This is a genomic window from Variovorax sp. 05N34 (assembly GCF_056397405.1).
This window is the reverse complement of record NZ_JBFTNI010000007.1, coordinates 87047-104038: the sequence shown is the minus strand read 5'-3', so window position 1 is coordinate 104038 and position 16992 is coordinate 87047. Positions and strand designations below refer to the sequence as shown.

Here is a 16992-nt window from a genome sequence, read left to right as displayed (position 1 = left end):
GTGGCTTTCAAGACTTCCCATTGATGCTGGCTTACGCCAGCGTCAGATCAGAAAGCGTGACGGATACCGAAGTCGTAGCCGACCGAGTGTTGTGCAACGGGCGTGAACGCCACACCGCCAACAGCAACCGGGGTCGTGTAGAAGGCCGGGCCGCCAACGATCAGAGCAGCGCCGTCCTTGTTGTTCACGTAGCCCACCGTTGCGTACAGGGCCGTACGCTTCGACAGGTTGTGCACGTAGCCCAGAGCCCACTTGTCAGCCTTCGGATCTGCGAACAGGCCGGTCAGCTGGTTGATGTTGCTGGTGTTGTTGTACTTGACGGTCGAGTACGAAGCGCGGATCAGGCCAGGGCCGACCGGCACGGTCACACCGATCAGGCCGCCATTGGCGCCCGGCTCGCGGAATGCGAACGGGTTGGTCAGGCCGGAGACAACGCCAGACGTGCTGTCGGTCTTGAGCTTGTTGTTCGAGTATTCACCGAACAGCTTCACAACACCGAAGTCCCACGAAGCGCCGAGGTTCCAGATGTCGAGGTTGTTCGTCGTACCGGCGAAGTAGTTCGAAGCAATGGTGCTTTGACCGTAAGCCAGAGCGACATCCAACGGGCCGTTGGCGTAGCCGACGCGACCACCGATGTAACGGCCAGCGCGGCCATTGGTACCAGGAGCGGTCGGGTTAGCGATGAAGGCGGTGGCGCCAGGAGGCGTCAGGCTGCCCGGATCGTAGCTAACGTTCTCGTTCATGGCGTACATCACCTGACCGTAGAAACCACCCAGGTTCGGCGGCAGGAAGTAGCCGACCGAGTTGTTTGCACGCACGTAGTTCGTGTTGGCGATGAAGCCGCTGGGTGCGCCAGGACCGTAGCCGCTAGCCGTCGAGATCAGGTTGGTGCCAACGCCGTTGGTGCCGAACGGATCGAACACGGTGTCGTTCCAGAAGGTCGGCACGTAGTCGCGACCGAGGCGGACTTCACCGAAAGCACCCGACAGGCTCACCGTCGAACGACGGTTGAAGAACTGGCTGCTAGCGGTCGTGATGTTGCCAACACCAGCGGTGCCGTTGTCGTTGCCCAGAGCAGCTTCGAGCCAGAAGCTGGCTGCAAGACCGCCACCCAGATCTTCCGTACCGCGGAAGCCCAGACGGCTGGAGTTGTAGCCCGAATTGCTCAGGGCGGTTTGGCTCGTCTTGATGCTGGTACCGAAAGCCGTTTCCGACGTATTCGAGTAGCTGCTGACAGCAGCGTCAACCACGCCGAACAGCGTCACGGACGACTGGGCCGAGGCAACACCGGCGACAGCCAGAGCAGCCAAGGCAACTAGGGATTTTTTCATTGCAAGTTTCTCCAAGGTTAAACATAGGGCTCCGGTGCGAAGGGCTCACCGTGACTGGCACTTTTGTGCTCCCACCGGACCCCGGGCCAACCTCCTTTTGGGAAGTTGTCGCTATTGCACCAGAGCCGATCGGTCAGGGCAAAACAATTCGCCCGAAAAACCAGCCGTGTCTGGCGTTTCGTTGCACTGTTGCAACAAAGCCAGCGCGCCAACCATGCCTTCACGATGTGAAACTTAAGTCGCACGATTTGTTACGGGCCGCAGTGGGGTCGCAGTTGGGTTCCAATCGCCTCATGAACCGATCGCTCGACTCCTTGCTCGGGGTAGCAGACGCGGCGCTGCGTACCCTCTTTGCCAAACCGCACGCCACCCGGCCGACCCCGCCGCCCGGCTCCCCTTCGGGTGCCCTGAACGATGCGGAACGCCGCGAAGCGGGCGCCCTGATGCGGGTCAATCACGTGGGGGAAGTCTGTGCACAGGCCCTTTACACAGCGCAGGCGGCCGTGACCCGCAATGCCGAATTGCGCGTGCACTTCAGCAACGCGGCGCGCGAAGAGACCGACCACCTCGCCTGGACGCAGCAGCGGCTCGACGACCTTGGCGCACGGCCTTCGATCTTGAATCCGCTGTGGTACGCCGGCGCTTTCGGACTGGGCCTTGTTGCAGGACGTCTTGGCGACGCGCTGAGCTTGGGGTTCGTGGCGGAAACCGAGCGCCAGGTCGAAGCACACCTCGATGGCCACCTGGACCGGCTGCCGGCAGGCGACACCGAATCGAGGGCGGTCATCAACCAGATGAAGCTGGATGAAGCGCGACATGCATCGCAAGCCTGGAGTGCAGGCGCCAAGGAATTGCCGCCGTCGGCCAAGGCATTGATGCGAGCGACGGCGCGCGTGATGACGACCGTCGCGCACCGCATCTGAGCGGGCCCGCTTGCCCCTAGAGTTCGATCAGCTCGAAACTGGTCGTGATTTCGGCCGTCTTGCCGAGCATGACGCTCGCTGAGCAATAGGTCTCATGGCTCAGCGCGATTGCCCTTTCGACGGCTGCGGCGGGGACCCCTTTGCCGGCCACCGTAAAGTGCATGTGAATTTTCGTGAATACTTTTGGATCTTTTTCGGCGCGCTCGCTCGTCAGCTTGACGCTGCAGCGCTCGACCTGGTGCCGGCCTCGCTTCAGGATCAACACCACATCGTAGGCCGTGCAGCCGCCGGTGCCGGCGAGCAGAGTCTCCATCGGTCGCGCGGCAAGGTTCTGCCCGCCGTTTTCAGGCTTTGCCGCGTCGGGGGCGCCGTCCATCATGAGGACGTGGCCGGTTCCGGTTTCGGCGACGAAGCCCATCGCAGATCTCGCGCCGGTATTGCCGGTCCAACTCACTGTGCATTCCATTTGCTGACTCCAGGTTCTGCAGGTTCAAGAGGTTCCACGATCGGGAGACAAAAGCTCTCGCCAGCGTGAATTTGTGTTCGAAAAGCGCCACGCCCTTGTTGCAATGCAACAAACAGTCGATATACTTTATTTCATCGCACACGACACCGTGTGCACCGGTTGTCTCCTCCACCCTCCCAATTGGTGGATTTAGCCCCGAGCCGCAAGGCCCGGGGCTTTTTTCTTGAGCCTATGATCGCGGCCCTATGTCCACGACCAAGCCCCCCGGCGTCAACCTCACCCCGGCCGACTACCTCAAGCGAATCCTGACTGCGCGCGTCTATGACGTCGCGGTCGAATCGGCCCTCGAACCGGCACGCGCGCTCAGCGCCCGGCTGGGCAACACCATTCTGCTCAAGCGCGAAGATCAGCAGCCCGTCTTCAGCTTCAAGCTGCGAGGCGCCTACAACAAGATGGCGCATCTGAGTCCCGAACAGCTCGCCAGCGGCGTGATCTGCGCGTCGGCCGGCAATCATGCGCAAGGTGTGGCGCTGGGCGCGCGCAAGCTCGGAGCGCGAGCGGTGGTCGTGATGCCGGTGACAACGCCCCAACTCAAGATCGACGCGGTGCGAGCGCTTGGCGGCGAGGTGCATCTGCACGGCGACAGCTATTCGGATGCCTACGTCTATGCGCTCGAGCAGCAAAAGGCGCACGGCCTGACCTTCGTACATCCTTTCGACGATCCCGACGTGATCGCCGGCCAAGGCACGATCGCGATGGAGATTCTTCGCCAGCACCAGGGGCCGCTGCATGCGGTGTTCGTCGCCATTGGCGGCGGCGGGCTCGTGGCAGGCGTCGCGAGCTACATCAAGGCCGTGCGGCCCGAGATCAAGGTGATCGGCGTGCAGATGAACGATTCGGACGCGATGATCCAGTCGGTCGCGGCGCATGAGCGCGTGACACTGCCCGACGTCGGCCTGTTCTCCGACGGCACGGCGGTCAAGCTGGTGGGCGAGGAAACGTTCCGTCTGGCGTCGAATCTGGTGGACGAGTTCATTTCCGTCGACACTGACGCGGTCTGCGCGGGAATCAAGGACGTCTTCATCGACACGCGCAGCATCGTCGAGCCCGCGGGCGCGCTCGCGGTGGCTGCGATCAAGCAGTACGTCGAGGAACGCGGCACGCGCGGCGAAACCTATGCCGCCATCCTTTGCGGCGCCAACATGAACTTCGACCGGCTGCGCTTCGTGGCCGAACGCGCCGAGGTCGGCGAAGAGCGCGAGGCGCTGTTGGCGGTGACGATCCCCGAAGAGCGAGGCAGCTTCCGGCGCTTTTGCGAATTGGTCGGGCAATTGCCGGGCGCATCGCGCAACGTGACGGAGTTCAACTACCGCATCAGCGAAGCCAAGGAAGCTCACGTCTTTGTGGGATTGACGACCACGACCCGGGGCGAATCCAGGACGATTGCGGATACCTTCGTGGAACATGGCTTCGGCGCGATTGACCTCACGCACGACGAACTGGCGAAGGAACACATCCGGCACATGGTGGGAGGCCGCTCGGGGCTCGCGCACGACGAACGCCTTCTGCGGTTTGTATTTCCGGAACGTCCGGGGGCACTTTTGAAGTTCCTGAGCCTCTTGCGACCGAACTGGAACATCAGCCTCTTCCACTATCGGAACCAGGGCGCGGACTACGGGCGCATCCTCGTCGGGCTCCAGGTGCCTGCGGCCGATACTGCGGCCTTCGACGAATTTCTGCAGGCGCTGGGCTATCCCTTCGTCGAAGAAACGGACAACCCGGCGTATCGGCTGTTCTTGCAGTCTTGAGGGAGCGCGTTCAGCGGCGCGGTGCTGGCGGCCTTGTCAGGGGCGGCGCGGATGCACCTGGCACTCCGAGCGCTCCCGGGGCCCTTGGCGCTGCAACTGCTCCGCCCTCGAGAGGCGTCGGCGGCGACATGACGGCCAGCGGACGCGTCGGCAATTGCAGCGTCAATGCCGGCGACGTGTCGACGCTGGCGCCAAGCGATGCGGCACGGGTGCTGACTGATTGCAGTACGTAACCTTCCGCAACGGTCGCGCCGACTTTGAAGGGGCGCGGCGGCTTGCCGTCGACGGCAATGAGCGCGGCCCCTTGCTGGTCGGCATCGGCCACCACGCCCAGCAGCGCAAAGCGGCTCGCCGCCTCGGGTGTCGCGGCCGCGGACTGCGCCGACACGGCTCCGAGCATCTGCGCCACAGCCGCGGGATCCGGCACCGCCTGCGCCTTGGCCACGGCGGGCGGTGCGATAGCGTCCGAGGGCGCGGCCAGCCGCAATCCCCAGAACACGATGCTCGCCGCCGCGAGCGCCCAGAAAGCCGTCGTCGTGACGGCGACGGGCCATCGGGCGGGTGCGTAAGGAACTGCCATGGAGGCGGATTATCATTCAGCGGATGCGGCAGTCGCCGCCACTCCCACGCGTCAATTCCTTCCATGCCCCTTTCTCACCGCTCTCTTTCGCGCTCGCTCCAGCGCGGCTTCACGCTCATCGAGCTGATGGTCGTGCTGGTCATCATCGGGGTGCTTGCCGCGTTGATCGTCCCGAACGTCATCGAACGTGCCGACGACGCCCGCGTCACCGCCGCCAAGACCGACATCAACAACCTGATGCAGGCGCTCAAGCTCTACCGGCTCGACAACCAGCGCTATCCCTCGGGCGATCAAGGCCTGCAGGCACTGGTCGCCCGCCCCACCACCGGCCCGGCCGTACCCAACTGGAAGCCCTACATCGACAAGCTGCCCAACGATCCCTGGGGGCATCCCTACCAGTATCTGAATCCGGGCATCAAGGGCGAAATCGACGTGCTTTCGCTCGGCGCTGATGGCCAGCCCGGCGGCGAGGGCAAGAATGCCGACATCGGCAGCTGGCAGTAGGCTCCGCCGCCGTCGGACCCACGAGATTCGCGGCGGGACGGGCGGCTTCACGCTGCTCGAGTTGCTGGTGGTGATCGCGATCATCGCGCTGGCTACGGCAGGCGTCGGGTTTGCCATACGCGACACCAGCCAGGCTTCTCTCGACCGTGAGGCCGAAAGGCTCGCCGCCTTGCTCGAATCCGCCCGTGCGCAGTCGCGAGCCAGCGGAGTCGTCGTGCGATGGCGCCCCACGCCGCAGGGCCCAGGCAACTTCAGCTTCGATGGGCTGCCCTCGGGCTCGCTGCCTACGAGATGGCTCTCCGAAGGCATCTCGGCACAACCGATGGCCCCGGGCGGCGTCGCCGTCGGCGCGCTGCAGTTGGGCCCGGACCCCATCATCGCGGCGCAACAGGTGCTGATGACGGCGCAGGGACCGCCCAGCCGCAGCCTCATCATCGGCACCGACGGGCTGCGGCCTTTCGCGGTGATTCCACAATGAAGCAGACGCGCCTTCACGCCAAGCCGCGGTCCCGCCACGCCGGCTTCACGCTGATCGAGGTGCTCGTCGCCCTGGGCATCGTCGCCATCGCGCTGATGGCCGGCACCCAGGCGACGATGGCGCTCACCCGAAACGCGCAGCGCCAATCAGACGTGATGCTGGCCCAGATCTGTGCCGAAAACGAGCTGATCAAGGCGCGCCTGGCAAAGCAGATGCCGGCCATCGGCGATGCGGGGCTGACCTGTACGCAGGCCAATACGGCGTTTGGAGTGATCGTCTCGACAACCCCAACGTTGAATCCGAACTTTCGCCGCGTGGACGTGCAGGTGCGCGATGCCGACGGTGCGCCCGTGTTCGGGATCTCCACGGTCGTGGGGCGCTACTGATGCGGAAGTCGCGCGGCTTCACCCTCATCGAGCTGCTGGTGGCGATCGCGGTCATGGCGCTGCTTGCGCTGATGAGCTGGCGCGGCCTCGACGGTATGGCGCGCTCGCAGGCCGTGAATCGCGAACGCGGCGACGGCGTGCTCACGTTGCAAACCACGCTGTCGCAATGGGGCGCCGACCTCGACGCCACCGTGGCCCTGCAGCAAACCCCCGCCATGGACTGGGACGGGCGTGTGTTGCGGCTCACCCGGCGCAGCACCGACAACGCCGTGCCCTCCGTCTTCGTCGTAGCCTGGACCCTGCGCACCGACTCCGCCAACGGCACCCATTGGAGCCGGTGGCAGTCGCCTGGCTTCGCCACGCACGATGAATGGCAGCAGGCATGGGACCGCGCTTCTGCCTGGGCGCAAGGCGGCGGCAACCAGGCGGGCGACGCGCAGGTCGACCTGATGCCGCTGACGGATTGGCAAATCGCCTACTTCCGCAACGACGCCTGGGGACCGGCCGTCACCTCTGAAACGCTCGGGACGAGCACACCACCTCTGCCAGACGGCGTTCGATTGGTGATCGGCCTTCCGCCGGGCGCAGCCCTGGCAGGACAAATCGTCCGGGACTGGGTACGCCCTTCCGTGACGGTACCGAAATCATGAACATGCGCGGACACAAACCGGCTCAGCGTGGTGCGGCATTGCTCACCGCCATGCTCACCGTCACGCTGGTGGCGACCTTTGCAGTGGCGGCGCTCTGGCAGCAATGGCGTGCCACCGAAGTCGAAAGCGCCGAGCGCGCGCGCATGCAAGCCGGGTGGGTGCTGATCGGAGCGCTCGACTGGTCGCGCCTGATCCTGCGCGAAGACTCACGCGCCAACACCGGCGCCGACTACCTGGCCGAGCCTTGGGCGATTCCACTGGCAGAAGCCAAGCTGGCGAGCTTCCTGGCCGCTGACAAGAACATCTCCAGCGACCAACTCGAAGGTCTGCCGGATGCGTTTCTCTCCGGACGCATCATCGACGCGCAATCCAAGCTCAACGTGAGAAACCTCATCCAGAACGGGAAGCCGGTCGAAGCCTATGTGCAGGCGTTCAATAAACTGTTCACGCTCCTGGGGCTGCCCGTCAGCGAGGTCGCGACGCTGAGGAGCAACCTGCAGCGCGCCCTTCCCGCTGCGGCCACGGTGCCGACCAACAACACGGGCACGGTGACGGACACCACGTCGAGCACGGGCTCGAGCGACACCGCCGCGGCCACGGCGGCGGCGGTCGCAGCCGCCAATACCAATACCAACACCAATACCAATACCAACACGACGACACCCAATACGCCGGCGGCGACAGTCGCACCCACGGGCGTCGCCACCACCGGCCCCTTGATGCCACAGCACACCTCACAACTGGTCTGGCTCGGCCTGTCGCCCTCCACCGCTGCGGCGCTCGAGCCCTACGTCACCGTCTTGCCCACCAGCACGCCCATCAATCTGAACACCGCCAGCGCCGAGGTGATCTACGCCAGCATGCCCAAGCTCGACCTGGCGGGCGCCAAGAGGCTGGTCGAAGCCCGGGCGCGGAAGTACTTCAAGTCCACCGCCGACGCCAGCGCGCTCGTCCAGGAAAGCTCGACCCAATTCGTCGAAGGACAGCAAGGCGTATCGACCAACTACTTCGAAGTGCATGCGCGGTTGCGCTTGGACAACGCGTGGATCGAAGAGCAAACGCTGCTCAGGCGCGACAACCTCGACGTCCGGATCGTCTGGCGCGAACGTGGCGCAGGCGCCACGTTGCCGCCGCCCAAGTCCTGAAGGTTTTGCCTTTGCTTTCGTTTTGGATCACAAATGAGYGCGACGCCCATAGCATCAGGGCAAGTCGCTATCAAATCAGTAGCAACCACTGTGGTCACGCTCCTACAATGACGGCCCTTTACCTCCTCGGACGCCTGTGCTGCTTGTAACCATTCCTGTCACGTCCGGATCGGCCACCACCGAATACGGCTGGGCGGACTGGTCCGGCGATGGCCGCAAGCTGCGGTCGCAGGGGACCGCCCCCGCAGCCCTGTTGCCGACGAGCGACGAAACGATCGTCGGCGTACCCGCCGCCGCCATTTCCTGGCACCAGGTGACACTGCCGCAGGGCAGCCTGAGCAGCAGTGCGCGCCTCCGCTCTGTACTCAATGGCCTGCTCGAGGATCGCCTCCTCGACGACCCCGAATCCATGCATTTCGCCATAGAGCCCGGTGCTCGCGCCGATGTCCCGGCATGGGTGGCGGCATGCAACCGGCTGTGGCTGCAGAGCGCCGTGCAGACGCTCGAAGCGGCCGGCCGGCGCGTGACGCGCATCGTCCCTGAATTCACGCCACGGCCCGCAGGCGTTCCGTCGACGCTCACGGCCATCGGCGAACCGGACGCGCCGCTTTGCGTCGTCTGCGGCACCGAGGGCGTGGCCATATTGCCGCTGGACAGCGCCGCGCTGTCGCTGGCCGGCCCGCTTCCCCCGGGCTCGACCGCGCTGGCCGAACCGGCGGTCGCCGAATTGGCCGAAAGCGTGCTCGGGCAGCGCGTTCCCATCGTCCTGCCGGCGGAGCGTTGGCTCCAGGCCACGCAATCGCCGTGGGACCTGGCGCAATTCGAACTCGCATCCACCGGGCGAGCCCGCGCGAGCAAGAAAGCCGTCGCTGTCGCGCGCGAGCTCTGGCGCGCACCTCGGTGGCGCGCCGCCCGCTGGGGCGTGTTGATCCTGCTGCTGACGCAACTGATCGGCCTCAATGCGTGGGCCTGGAAAGAGCGCAACGCCCTGGCCGCTAAGCGCAGTGCCGTCCGCAATGTGCTCACGCAAACTTTTCCGTCAGTGCAACTGGTGGTCGATGCACCCGTCCAGATGACGCGCGAAGTCGCGGCACTGCAGCAGTCCACCGGCGGCGTCACCGCCAGCGACCTCGAACCCATGCTCAGTGCCTTGGCAGCCAGCCTTCCCAAAGGCCGAACGCCGACCGCCATCGACTTCACCGCCGGGCAACTGCGCCTGCGCGGCCTCGGCCTGCAACCCTCGGAGACGGGCACCGTGACATCCGCACTTTCATCGCGCGGATACAGCGCACGCACCGAGGGAGACCTGCTCCTGGTCCAGGCGGAGGCCGCCCGATGAAGGGGTTCAAAGCCCTCGAGGCGCGCCGCCAAGCCTGGTGGTCTGAATTGGACGTTCGCGAACAACGCATGATCCTCGGGGCGGTGACGCTGGTGCTGGTCGCCCTCTTCTGGTGGGTAGCGCTGGCGCCTGCCTTGCGCACCCTCACTTCAGCGCCCGCCGAACACGCCCAGCTCGATGCTCAGCTGCAGCAGATGGTCAACCTCCAGGCGCAGGCAAAGGCCTTGCAGTCGCAGCCCCGGGCGACCCGCGACGACGCCATGCGCAGCCTGGAAACATCGGTCCGCCAGGACCTCGGCGGCGCCGCCCAGCTTCAATCCGCCGGTGCCGGAGAAGGCGCGACCATCGCGCTGCGCGGCGCGACCGCCGATGCTCTCGCGCAGTGGTTCACACAGGCCCGCAGCAATGCGCGAGCCGTACCTCGTGAAGTGCACCTGACGCGCAATACGCAGTCACCGCAGTCCACCCCATCAACCCAATCCACCCAGTCCGACAAAGCGCCCCCGTCGGGAACGGGGCCCTCCGGCGCGCGCTGGGACGGCACCCTGGTCATGAGCCTGCCGGCACGCTGAGTCCGCAATGGCCACTTCTCGCTCAACCCCCACTTCAGCCGCTGCCGGCTGGCGCTGGGCCCTGCTGGGTTCGCTGACCGGCATCGCACTGGCGGTGTCGTTCTTCGCGCCGGCACGCTGGCTCGCCGCCGGACTCTCGCAGTGGACCAACGGCCATCTGCAGCTCGTCAATGCGCGCGGCACGGTCTGGACCGGCACGGCTGGCCTCGTGTTCGCGAGCGGTGTCGGCGGTGCCGAGCCCGTCTCCCTGCCGGGCACGCTCGGCTGGACGGTTCGGCCGCGATGGGATGGCGTGACGGCTGCGCTCGACATTCCGTGCTGCGCCGTCAAGCCGCTGGAGTTCCGGGCCCGCCCGCGCGCGGACGGACTCGAACTCGACTGGCGCGACGGCCAATCCCGCTGGCCGGCGGCGCTGCTCACCGGCTTCGGTGCGCCGTGGAATACGCTCAAGCTCGAAGGCATGCTGGACGTTTCAATGCAGGCATTCAACCTGCGCTGGAGCGGCCCCCGGCTGGCAATCGCGGGCCGCGCGACGCTCGATGCGGTCGATATCTCATCGAGCCTGTCGACCTTGCGGCCGATGGGCAGCTATCGCATTGCTCTCGAAGGAGGGTCGTCGCCGACCATCCTGCTGACCACCCTTGACGGGAGCCTGCAACTCAACGGCAGCGGCCGATGGAGTGGGACCGCACTGCATTTCGACGGCGAAGCCAGCGCCGCTCCGGGGCGGGAAGACGCACTTTCGAACTTGTTGAACATCATTGGGCGGCGCGAAGGTGCACGCTCGCTCATCACATTGGGTTGACCATGAAGCCAAGAACTTCCTACGGCACCCGCATCGGCACTCTCGCGCTCGCAGCGCAGATGCTGGTCGCGGCCTGCATGCCCCCCTTCGCGTTTGCGCAGGAAGTCGCCGCACCCCGCCGCGGCGAGCCGATCACGCTGAACTTCACCAATGCCGAGATCGAATCGGTCGCACGAACCATGGCGGTCGTGACCGGACGTGACGTGGTGGTCGATCCGCGCGTCAAAGGCACGATCACGCTGCAGACGGACCGGGCCATCTCCCCCGAGGCGGCCTTCAACCAGTTTGCCGCGGCACTGCGCCTCCAGGGCTTTGCGATCGTGCAGTCCGAAGGCCTCTCCAAGGTGGTGCCGGAAGCCGACGCCAAGCTGCAGAGCAGCGCGGTGACCACATCGACGCCCACGCCATCGAGCGTGAGCGGCAACCAGATCATCACGCAGGTGTTCAAGCTCAACTACGAGTCGGCCAACAACCTGCTGCCCGTGCTGCGCCCGTTGATCGCGCCCAACAACACGATCAACGTCAACCCTGGCAACAACTCGCTGGTCATCACCGACTATGCGGAAAACATGCGCCGCCTCGCACGCATCGTCGCGGCGCTCGACGTGCCGAACGCCTCCGACATCGACGTCATCCAGCTCAAGCACTCCGTGGCGACCGACATGGTGCCCCTGGTCACGCGACTTCTCGAAGGCGGCAGCAGCACGGGCGGCCCAGTGCAAGGGGCCGCGCCCGGTACGGCGGACGCATCGTTCCGCACGACGCTGCTCGCGGACCCGCGCGGCAACTCGATCATCGTGCGCGCCGCCAATCCGGCGCGCGCCCAGCTGGTCCGCACGCTGATCGACAAGCTCGATCGCGCACCCCTCGACACCGGAAACGGGGCCGCGGGCAACGTGTACGTGGTCTATCTGAAGAACGCCGATGCGGTCAAGCTGGCGACCACATTGCGCGCCGCGATGTCCGCCGAGGCGCGCGGCGGTTCCGGCGCCACGGGCGCGGGCGGCGCGGGGACCAATCTGCAGCAAACCGGCGCAACGGCGCTTTCCGCAGCGGCACAGACGGGCGCTAACCAGAGCGGCGGCATGGGCCAGAACCCCGCGGCGACGGCGCCGCTGAACAATGCCAACCAGCCGTCGACGGGAGGCCAGATCCAGGCCGACCCCTCCACCAACTCGCTGATCATCACCGCGCCCGAGCCGCAATACCGGCAGATGCGAGCCGTGATCGACCGCCTCGATGGCAGGCGCGCGCAGGTCCTGGTCGAAAGCCTGATCGTCGAAGTCAATGCCCAGAAAGCGGCCGACTTCGGCGTCCAGTGGCAGACGGGCATCGGCAGCAATGGCGACCGCAACGTCGGCTTCATCGGCACCAATTCGAGCATCGCCGGACAGAACATCGTCGACCTGGCCGTGGGCATCGCCACCAAGAATCCGGCGACGCGTCCCTCGACGGGCATCAACATCGGCGTCGGCAGGCAATACGGAGGCCAGTACATCCTGAGCTTCCTTGCGCGCCTCTTCGAGAGCAACGGCGAAGGCAACGTGCTCTCCACCCCCAATCTCCTGACGCTCGACAACGAGGAAGCGAAGATCATCATCGGCCAGAACGTGCCCTTCCTCACGGGGCAGTTCACCAACACCGGCGCCGCCAACGGCTCCGTCAACCCCTTCCAGACGATCGAGCGCAAGGACGTCGGCCTGACGCTGCGCGTGCGGCCGACGATCAACGAGGCCAACACGGTCAAGCTGCAGATCTTCCAGGAGGTCTCGACGGTCGACCAGGCGACCGTCAACAACGTGAACGGGCCAACCACCAACAAGCGCAGCATCGAGTCGAGCGTGCTCGTCGAAGACGGCAGCATCGTCGTGCTCGGCGGGCTGCTGCAGGACGAATACTCCAAGAGCAACGAGAAGATACCGCTGGCGGGCGACATCCCCATCCTCGGCAATCTTTTCAAGAACGAAACCCGGACCCGCACGAAGACCAACCTGATGGTGTTTCTGCGGCCCGTGGTGATCCGCGACAACAGCACGAGCGAACAGCTCACGCTCGATCGCTACGACTCGATCCGCGGCCTGCAACAGTCCTCGCAGCCCGAAAAGAACATCATGCTGCGCAACGTGGACGAGTCCGCCATCCTGCCGCCGCTGCCGGCGCTGCCCAATTCGGACCGCCGGATCGAAGGCACGCACCTCGTGCCGCCACCCCTGACGCCGACCGATCCGCTGCCGGCGAATCGCGCAACCCTGAAGGGTGCGTTGCCACCGACGGCAGACCCTGCAACGCAGCGCGAATTGCCCTAGAGTTCTCGCCGTGCGCTATCCCCTCCCCTACGCTTTCGCCCGCGGCCAGCAGTTGCTGCTTGAAGAATCAGACGATGGCTTCACGCTGTGGATGCCGAAGGTGCCGCCGCGCAGCGCGCTGGGCGAAGTCCTTCGCAAATACCAGGTCAAGACCTTCGAGCCGCTCCCACCCGAGCAGCTTGCGCAGCGCATCAGCGCGGCCTACGCGCAGGGCGAATCGAATGCGGCGGCGGTCGTCAGCGAAGTGCAGAGCGACGCCGATCTCTCGCGCATGATGCAGGAGCTCCCGGCGGTCGAGGACTTGCTCGAATCGGCCGGCGACGCGCCGATCATCCGCATGCTCAACGCGCTGCTCACGCAGGCGGCGCGCGACGGCGCGAGCGACATCCATATCGAGCCCTATGAGCGGACATCGTCGGTGCGTTTCCGTATCGACGGCACGCTGCGCGAAGTGGTCCAGCCCAATCGAGCCTTGCACGCCGCGCTGATCTCACGGCTGAAGATCATGGCCGACCTCGATATCTCCGAAAAGCGCCTGCCGCAGGACGGCCGGATCAGCTTGCGCATCGGTACGCGGGCGGTCGACGTTCGCGTGTCGACGCTGCCTTCGGCGCACGGAGAGCGGGCGGTGCTGCGCTTGCTGGACAAGTCCGAAAGCAAGCTCACACTCGAATCGGTCGGCATGCTGGGCGACACGCTCGCGCGCTTTGAACATTTGATCGAGCAGCCACACGGCATCATTCTCGTGACGGGGCCGACCGGCTCGGGCAAGACGACGACGCTCTATGCGGCGCTCAGCCGGCTCGACGCCGGCAGCAGCAACATCATGACGGTCGAAGACCCGATCGAATACGAACTGTCGGGAGTCGGGCAGACGCAGGTCAACGCCAAGATCGAGCTCACCTTCGCGAAGGCGCTGCGCGCGATCCTGCGCCAGGACCCGGACGTCATCATGATCGGCGAAATCCGGGACTTCGAAACCGCCCAGATCGCCATCCAGGCTTCGCTCACGGGGCACCTGGTGCTCGCGACGCTGCACACCAACGATTCCGTCAGCGCCGTCACACGCCTGACCGACATGGGCGTCGAGCCCTTCCTGCTCAGTTCGTCGCTGCTTGGCGTGCTGGCACAGCGGCTGGTGCGCAAGTTGTGCCCGGTGTGCTCGGTGCCCGGCCACAACGGCGAAGCGACACCGGTAGGGTGCGATGCCTGCGGCCAGACGGGCTACCAGGGCCGTACAGGCATCTTCGAACTGCTCGTGGCCGACGACACCGTGCAATCGCTGATCCACAACCGCGCCCCCGAAAGCCAGATCTTCGTCGCAGCCGAACGCGGCGGCCTGCGCTCCATGCGCGAAGACGGCGAACGCCTGGTGAAGACCGGCGTCACGTCGCGCGCAGAATTGCTCCGCGTCACTCGCGAATAGCCCGGCAAGCCGTCTGGGGCGTGCGTTCTGGCGATCTGCCGTTCTGATGTTCTGAAAGCCGCACGGCGAATCGGATTGCCGAGCGTTGACAATGCGGTCCATGCTGCACTCCATGCCTGCACTCCATGCCTGCCTATTCGTTTGAAGCCATAGACCAACAGGGGCAACCCCGCAAGGGCGTGCTCGAAGCCGATACCGCTCGCAGTGCGCGCGGCATGTTGCGAGCCCAGGCGCTGATTCCGCTGACGGTGACGTCGGTCGGCAGTGTCGAAAGCGGTGGAGCGCCCGCTTCGGGCGGTTGGCGCCGGATGTTCGGCGGCGGCCGCATCTTCAATTCCACGACGCTCGCCGTCTGGACGCGCCAGATCGCCGGCCTGGTGTCCTCCGGGCTGCCGCTCGAAAGAGCGCTCACGGCGCTGACCGACGAAGCCGAATCCGAAGCGCAGCGCAATCTCGTGGCGTCGCTGCGCGCGGAAGTCAACGCGGGCTCCCCCTTCGGCCGCGCGCTGGCGCAACATCCACGCGAGTTCTCGCCCATCTACACCGCGGTGATCGGCGCTGGCGAGCAAAGCGGCAATCTCGGCCTGGTGCTGGAGCGGCTGGCCGACGACCTCGAACAGCGACAGGCGCTGCAACAGAAGCTGGTCGGTGCCGCGCTCTACCCGGCTATCGTGACCCTGGTCGCGATCGTGATCGTGATCTTCCTCGTGAGCTATGTGGTGCCGCAGGTCGCCAACGTGTTCGCCGGCACCAAGCGCGCGTTGCCGATCCTCACCGTCGCCATGCTGGCGCTGAGTGACTTCGTACGCAATTACGGCTGGGTGATGCTGGGGATCGTTGTCGTCGGGGTCATCGTCAGCCGGATGGCGCTGGCGCGGTCGGCGTTCCGCGAAAGATTCGATGCCGCCTGGCTCAACCTGCCGCTGGTGGGCAAGCTTTCGCGCGGCTACAACGCTGCACGCTTTGCCAGCACCTTGGCGATGCTCGCCACGGCCGGCGTTCCCATCCTGCGTGCGCTCCAGGCCGCGTCCGAAACACTGGGCAACCGCGCCATGCGAGCCGATGCGCTCGATGCGCTGGTGCTGGTGCGTGAAGGCGCACCGCTGGCCTCCGCACTGGCGCAGAAGAAGCGATTTCCAGGCATCGTCTCGATGTTCGCGCGGCTGGGCGAGCAGACCGGCACGCTGCCGCTGATGCTTCAACGCGCCGCGAATCAACTCGGTGCCGAGGTCCAGCGGCGCGCGATGCATCTCGCCACCATTCTCGAACCGCTGCTGATCGTGGCAATGGGCGGCGTCGTCATGCTGATCGTGCTGGCGGTGCTGATGCCGATCATCCAGCTCAATCAATTCGTGAAGTAGCGTATGGCTGTCTCCCTCGAAGACAAGCTGGTCGTTGCGATCTCGTCGCGCGCGCTCTTCAATCTCGAAGAAGAGAACCGCATCTTCGAATCGGGCGACGACGCCGGCTACATGAAGCTTCAGCTCGAAAGACTGGACGTGCCGGCGAAACCCGGCATCGCCTATTCGCTCGTGCGCAAACTGCTGCGCTTCAACGACGACGGCAAACAGCGCGTCGAAGTCGTGATCCTGTCGCGCAACGACCCGGTCTCCGGCATGCGCGTGTTCCGATCAGGCGTGGCCAACGGCATCACGCTGCAGCGGGGTGTTTTCACGCAAGGCCGTCCGCCTTTCGGCTATCTGCGGCCCTTGCGGGCGCACCTGTTTCTCTCGGTCAACGCCGAAGACGTGCGCGAGGCGCTCGGCGCGGGCTTTCCGGCCGCACGGGTGCTGGTCGAATCGGTCCACGCGAGCGATGCCTATCCGAACGAAGTCCGCATTGCATTCGACGGCGACGCGGTGCTCTTCAGCGACGAAGCCGAACGCGTTTTCCAGGCCCAAGGGCTGGACGCCTTTCAGCAGCACGAATCCAGCAAAGCCGAACTTCCGCTGCCAGAAGGGCCTTTCAAGCCTTTGCTCGCAGCGCTGCACCGGCTGCAGCGTGCGAGCAATCCGGCCATGCGGATTCGCACCGCGCTCGTCACAGCGCGCAGTGCGCCGGCACATGAGCGCGCCATTCGCACGCTGATGAACTGGAACATCAAAGTCGACGAGGCCATGTTCCTGGGCGGGCTCGCCAAGGGCGAATTCCTGCGCGAGTTCGAACCCGATTTTTTCTTCGACGATCAGACAGGCCACGTCGATGCGGCGGCGCGGCACGTGCCCGCCGGCCATGTCTCCAGCGGCATCAGCAACGAGCGCTGAGAACGCGAC

General features: G+C 65.5%; 17 protein-coding genes. 14 read left to right on the top strand and 3 right to left on the bottom strand.

Features of this window, described 5'->3' with window-relative positions:
* Positions 1-47: 47 nt before the first annotated feature.
* On the bottom strand, positions 48-1331 hold the full coding sequence (locus AC1DMA_RS19500) for a porin (RefSeq protein WP_478125829.1): 1284 nt from the start codon (positions 1329-1331) through the stop codon (positions 48-50).
* A 293-nt stretch (positions 1332-1624) separates the two neighbouring features.
* Between AC1DMA_RS19500 and coq7 the strand changes: the two genes are divergently transcribed.
* Positions 1625-2254, top strand: coding sequence for a 2-polyprenyl-3-methyl-6-methoxy-1,4-benzoquinone monooxygenase (gene coq7, locus AC1DMA_RS19495; RefSeq protein ID WP_478145260.1), 630 nt, complete (start codon positions 1625-1627; stop codon positions 2252-2254).
* Positions 2255-2270: 16 nt separating this feature from the next.
* On the opposite strand, the gene AC1DMA_RS19490 is transcribed toward coq7, so the two are convergent.
* Positions 2271-2720: an OsmC family protein gene (locus tag AC1DMA_RS19490; RefSeq protein WP_478145259.1), complete on the bottom strand. Its 450-nt coding sequence runs from the start codon at positions 2718-2720 to the stop codon at positions 2271-2273.
* A gap of 245 nt (positions 2721-2965) precedes the next feature.
* On the opposite strand from AC1DMA_RS19490, the gene ilvA reads away from it, so the two are divergent.
* On the top strand, positions 2966-4528 hold the full coding sequence (gene ilvA / locus AC1DMA_RS19485; RefSeq protein ID WP_478125353.1) for a threonine ammonia-lyase, biosynthetic: 1563 nt from the start codon (positions 2966-2968) through the stop codon (positions 4526-4528).
* A 10-nt stretch (positions 4529-4538) separates the two neighbouring features.
* Here the strand turns inward: ilvA and AC1DMA_RS19480 are convergent, their stop codons facing one another.
* On the bottom strand, positions 4539-5108 hold the full coding sequence (locus AC1DMA_RS19480; protein ID WP_478145258.1) for a type II secretion system protein N: 570 nt from the start codon (positions 5106-5108) through the stop codon (positions 4539-4541).
* Between the two features lie 63 nt (positions 5109-5171).
* Between AC1DMA_RS19480 and gspG the strand changes: the two genes are divergently transcribed.
* From gspG to AC1DMA_RS19420, 12 genes are all read left to right on the top strand, one after another.
* Positions 5172-5612: a type II secretion system major pseudopilin GspG gene (gene gspG / locus AC1DMA_RS19475; protein ID WP_478125351.1), complete on the top strand. Its 441-nt coding sequence runs from the start codon at positions 5172-5174 to the stop codon at positions 5610-5612.
* Positions 5587-6090, top strand: coding sequence for a prepilin-type N-terminal cleavage/methylation domain-containing protein (locus AC1DMA_RS19470; protein WP_478125350.1), 504 nt, complete (start codon positions 5587-5589; stop codon positions 6088-6090). Before gspG ends, AC1DMA_RS19470 begins: the two co-directional genes overlap by 26 nt.
* Positions 6087-6476, top strand: a complete 390-nt coding sequence (gspI, locus tag AC1DMA_RS19465; RefSeq protein WP_478145257.1) for a type II secretion system minor pseudopilin GspI — start codon at positions 6087-6089, stop codon at positions 6474-6476. Before AC1DMA_RS19470 ends, gspI begins: the two co-directional genes overlap by 4 nt.
* Positions 6476-7126, top strand: coding sequence for a PulJ/GspJ family protein (locus AC1DMA_RS19460; protein ID WP_478145256.1), 651 nt, complete (start codon positions 6476-6478; stop codon positions 7124-7126). The genes gspI and AC1DMA_RS19460 overlap by 1 nt, the downstream gene beginning before the upstream one ends.
* The gene (gene gspK, locus AC1DMA_RS19455; protein ID WP_478145255.1) at positions 7123-8271 is read left to right on the top strand and encodes a type II secretion system minor pseudopilin GspK; all 1149 of its coding nucleotides are present in this window, start codon (positions 7123-7125) and stop codon (positions 8269-8271) included. Before AC1DMA_RS19460 ends, gspK begins: the two co-directional genes overlap by 4 nt.
* Before the next feature lie 136 nt (positions 8272-8407).
* On the top strand, positions 8408-9610 hold the full coding sequence (gene gspL / locus AC1DMA_RS19450; protein ID WP_478145254.1) for a type II secretion system protein GspL: 1203 nt from the start codon (positions 8408-8410) through the stop codon (positions 9608-9610).
* Positions 9607-10182, top strand: coding sequence for a type II secretion system protein GspM (gene gspM, locus AC1DMA_RS19445; protein WP_478125345.1), 576 nt, complete (start codon positions 9607-9609; stop codon positions 10180-10182). Before gspL ends, gspM begins: the two co-directional genes overlap by 4 nt.
* A 7-nt stretch (positions 10183-10189) precedes the next feature.
* Positions 10190-10987, top strand: coding sequence for a type II secretion system protein N (gene gspN, locus AC1DMA_RS19440; protein WP_478145253.1), 798 nt, complete (start codon positions 10190-10192; stop codon positions 10985-10987).
* Positions 10988-10989: 2 nt separating this feature from the next.
* Entirely contained in the window at positions 10990-13293 is a 2304-nt protein-coding gene (gene gspD / locus AC1DMA_RS19435; protein WP_478125343.1) for a type II secretion system secretin GspD, read from the top strand.
* Between the two features lie 10 nt (positions 13294-13303).
* Positions 13304-14719 carry a type II secretion system ATPase GspE gene (gene gspE / locus AC1DMA_RS19430; protein ID WP_478125342.1) on the top strand — a complete coding sequence of 472 codons (1416 nt, stop codon included), beginning with the start codon at positions 13304-13306 and terminating at the stop codon, positions 14717-14719.
* A 125-nt stretch (positions 14720-14844) separates the two neighbouring features.
* A complete protein-coding gene (gene gspF, locus AC1DMA_RS19425) occupies positions 14845-16080 on the top strand; it encodes a type II secretion system inner membrane protein GspF (protein ID WP_478125341.1) in 1236 nt (411 codons plus the stop codon).
* Positions 16081-16083: 3 nt separating this feature from the next.
* Positions 16084-16983, top strand: a complete 900-nt coding sequence (locus tag AC1DMA_RS19420; protein ID WP_478125340.1) for a 5'-nucleotidase — start codon at positions 16084-16086, stop codon at positions 16981-16983.
* Positions 16984-16992 lie beyond the last annotated feature (9 nt).

What these genes read in the sequence shown, in the direction of transcription:
- AC1DMA_RS19500 (WP_478125829.1), bottom strand. Translation starts at nt 1,331, where the DNA reads ATGAAAAAATCCCTAGTTGCCTTGGCTGCTCTGGCTGTCGCCGGTGTT.
- coq7 (WP_478145260.1), top strand. Translation starts at nt 1,625, where the DNA reads ATGAACCGATCGCTCGACTCCTTGCTCGGGGTAGCAGACGCGGCGCTG.
- AC1DMA_RS19490 (WP_478145259.1), bottom strand. Translation starts at nt 2,720, where the DNA reads ATGGAATGCACAGTGAGTTGGACCGGCAATACCGGCGCGAGATCTGCG.
- ilvA (WP_478125353.1), top strand. Translation starts at nt 2,966, where the DNA reads ATGTCCACGACCAAGCCCCCCGGCGTCAACCTCACCCCGGCCGACTAC.
- AC1DMA_RS19480 (WP_478145258.1), bottom strand. Translation starts at nt 5,108, where the DNA reads ATGGCAGTTCCTTACGCACCCGCCCGATGGCCCGTCGCCGTCACGACG.
- gspG (WP_478125351.1), top strand. Translation starts at nt 5,172, where the DNA reads ATGCCCCTTTCTCACCGCTCTCTTTCGCGCTCGCTCCAGCGCGGCTTC.
- AC1DMA_RS19470 (WP_478125350.1), top strand. Translation starts at nt 5,587, where the DNA reads ATGCCGACATCGGCAGCTGGCAGTAGGCTCCGCCGCCGTCGGACCCAC.
- gspI (WP_478145257.1), top strand. Translation starts at nt 6,087, where the DNA reads ATGAAGCAGACGCGCCTTCACGCCAAGCCGCGGTCCCGCCACGCCGGC.
- AC1DMA_RS19460 (WP_478145256.1), top strand. Translation starts at nt 6,476, where the DNA reads ATGCGGAAGTCGCGCGGCTTCACCCTCATCGAGCTGCTGGTGGCGATC.
- gspK (WP_478145255.1), top strand. Translation starts at nt 7,123, where the DNA reads ATGAACATGCGCGGACACAAACCGGCTCAGCGTGGTGCGGCATTGCTC.
- gspM (WP_478125345.1), top strand. Translation starts at nt 9,607, where the DNA reads ATGAAGGGGTTCAAAGCCCTCGAGGCGCGCCGCCAAGCCTGGTGGTCT.
- gspN (WP_478145253.1), top strand. Translation starts at nt 10,190, where the DNA reads ATGGCCACTTCTCGCTCAACCCCCACTTCAGCCGCTGCCGGCTGGCGC.
- gspD (WP_478125343.1), top strand. Translation starts at nt 10,990, where the DNA reads ATGAAGCCAAGAACTTCCTACGGCACCCGCATCGGCACTCTCGCGCTC.
- gspF (WP_478125341.1), top strand. Translation starts at nt 14,845, where the DNA reads ATGCCTGCCTATTCGTTTGAAGCCATAGACCAACAGGGGCAACCCCGC.
- AC1DMA_RS19420 (WP_478125340.1), top strand. Translation starts at nt 16,084, where the DNA reads ATGGCTGTCTCCCTCGAAGACAAGCTGGTCGTTGCGATCTCGTCGCGC.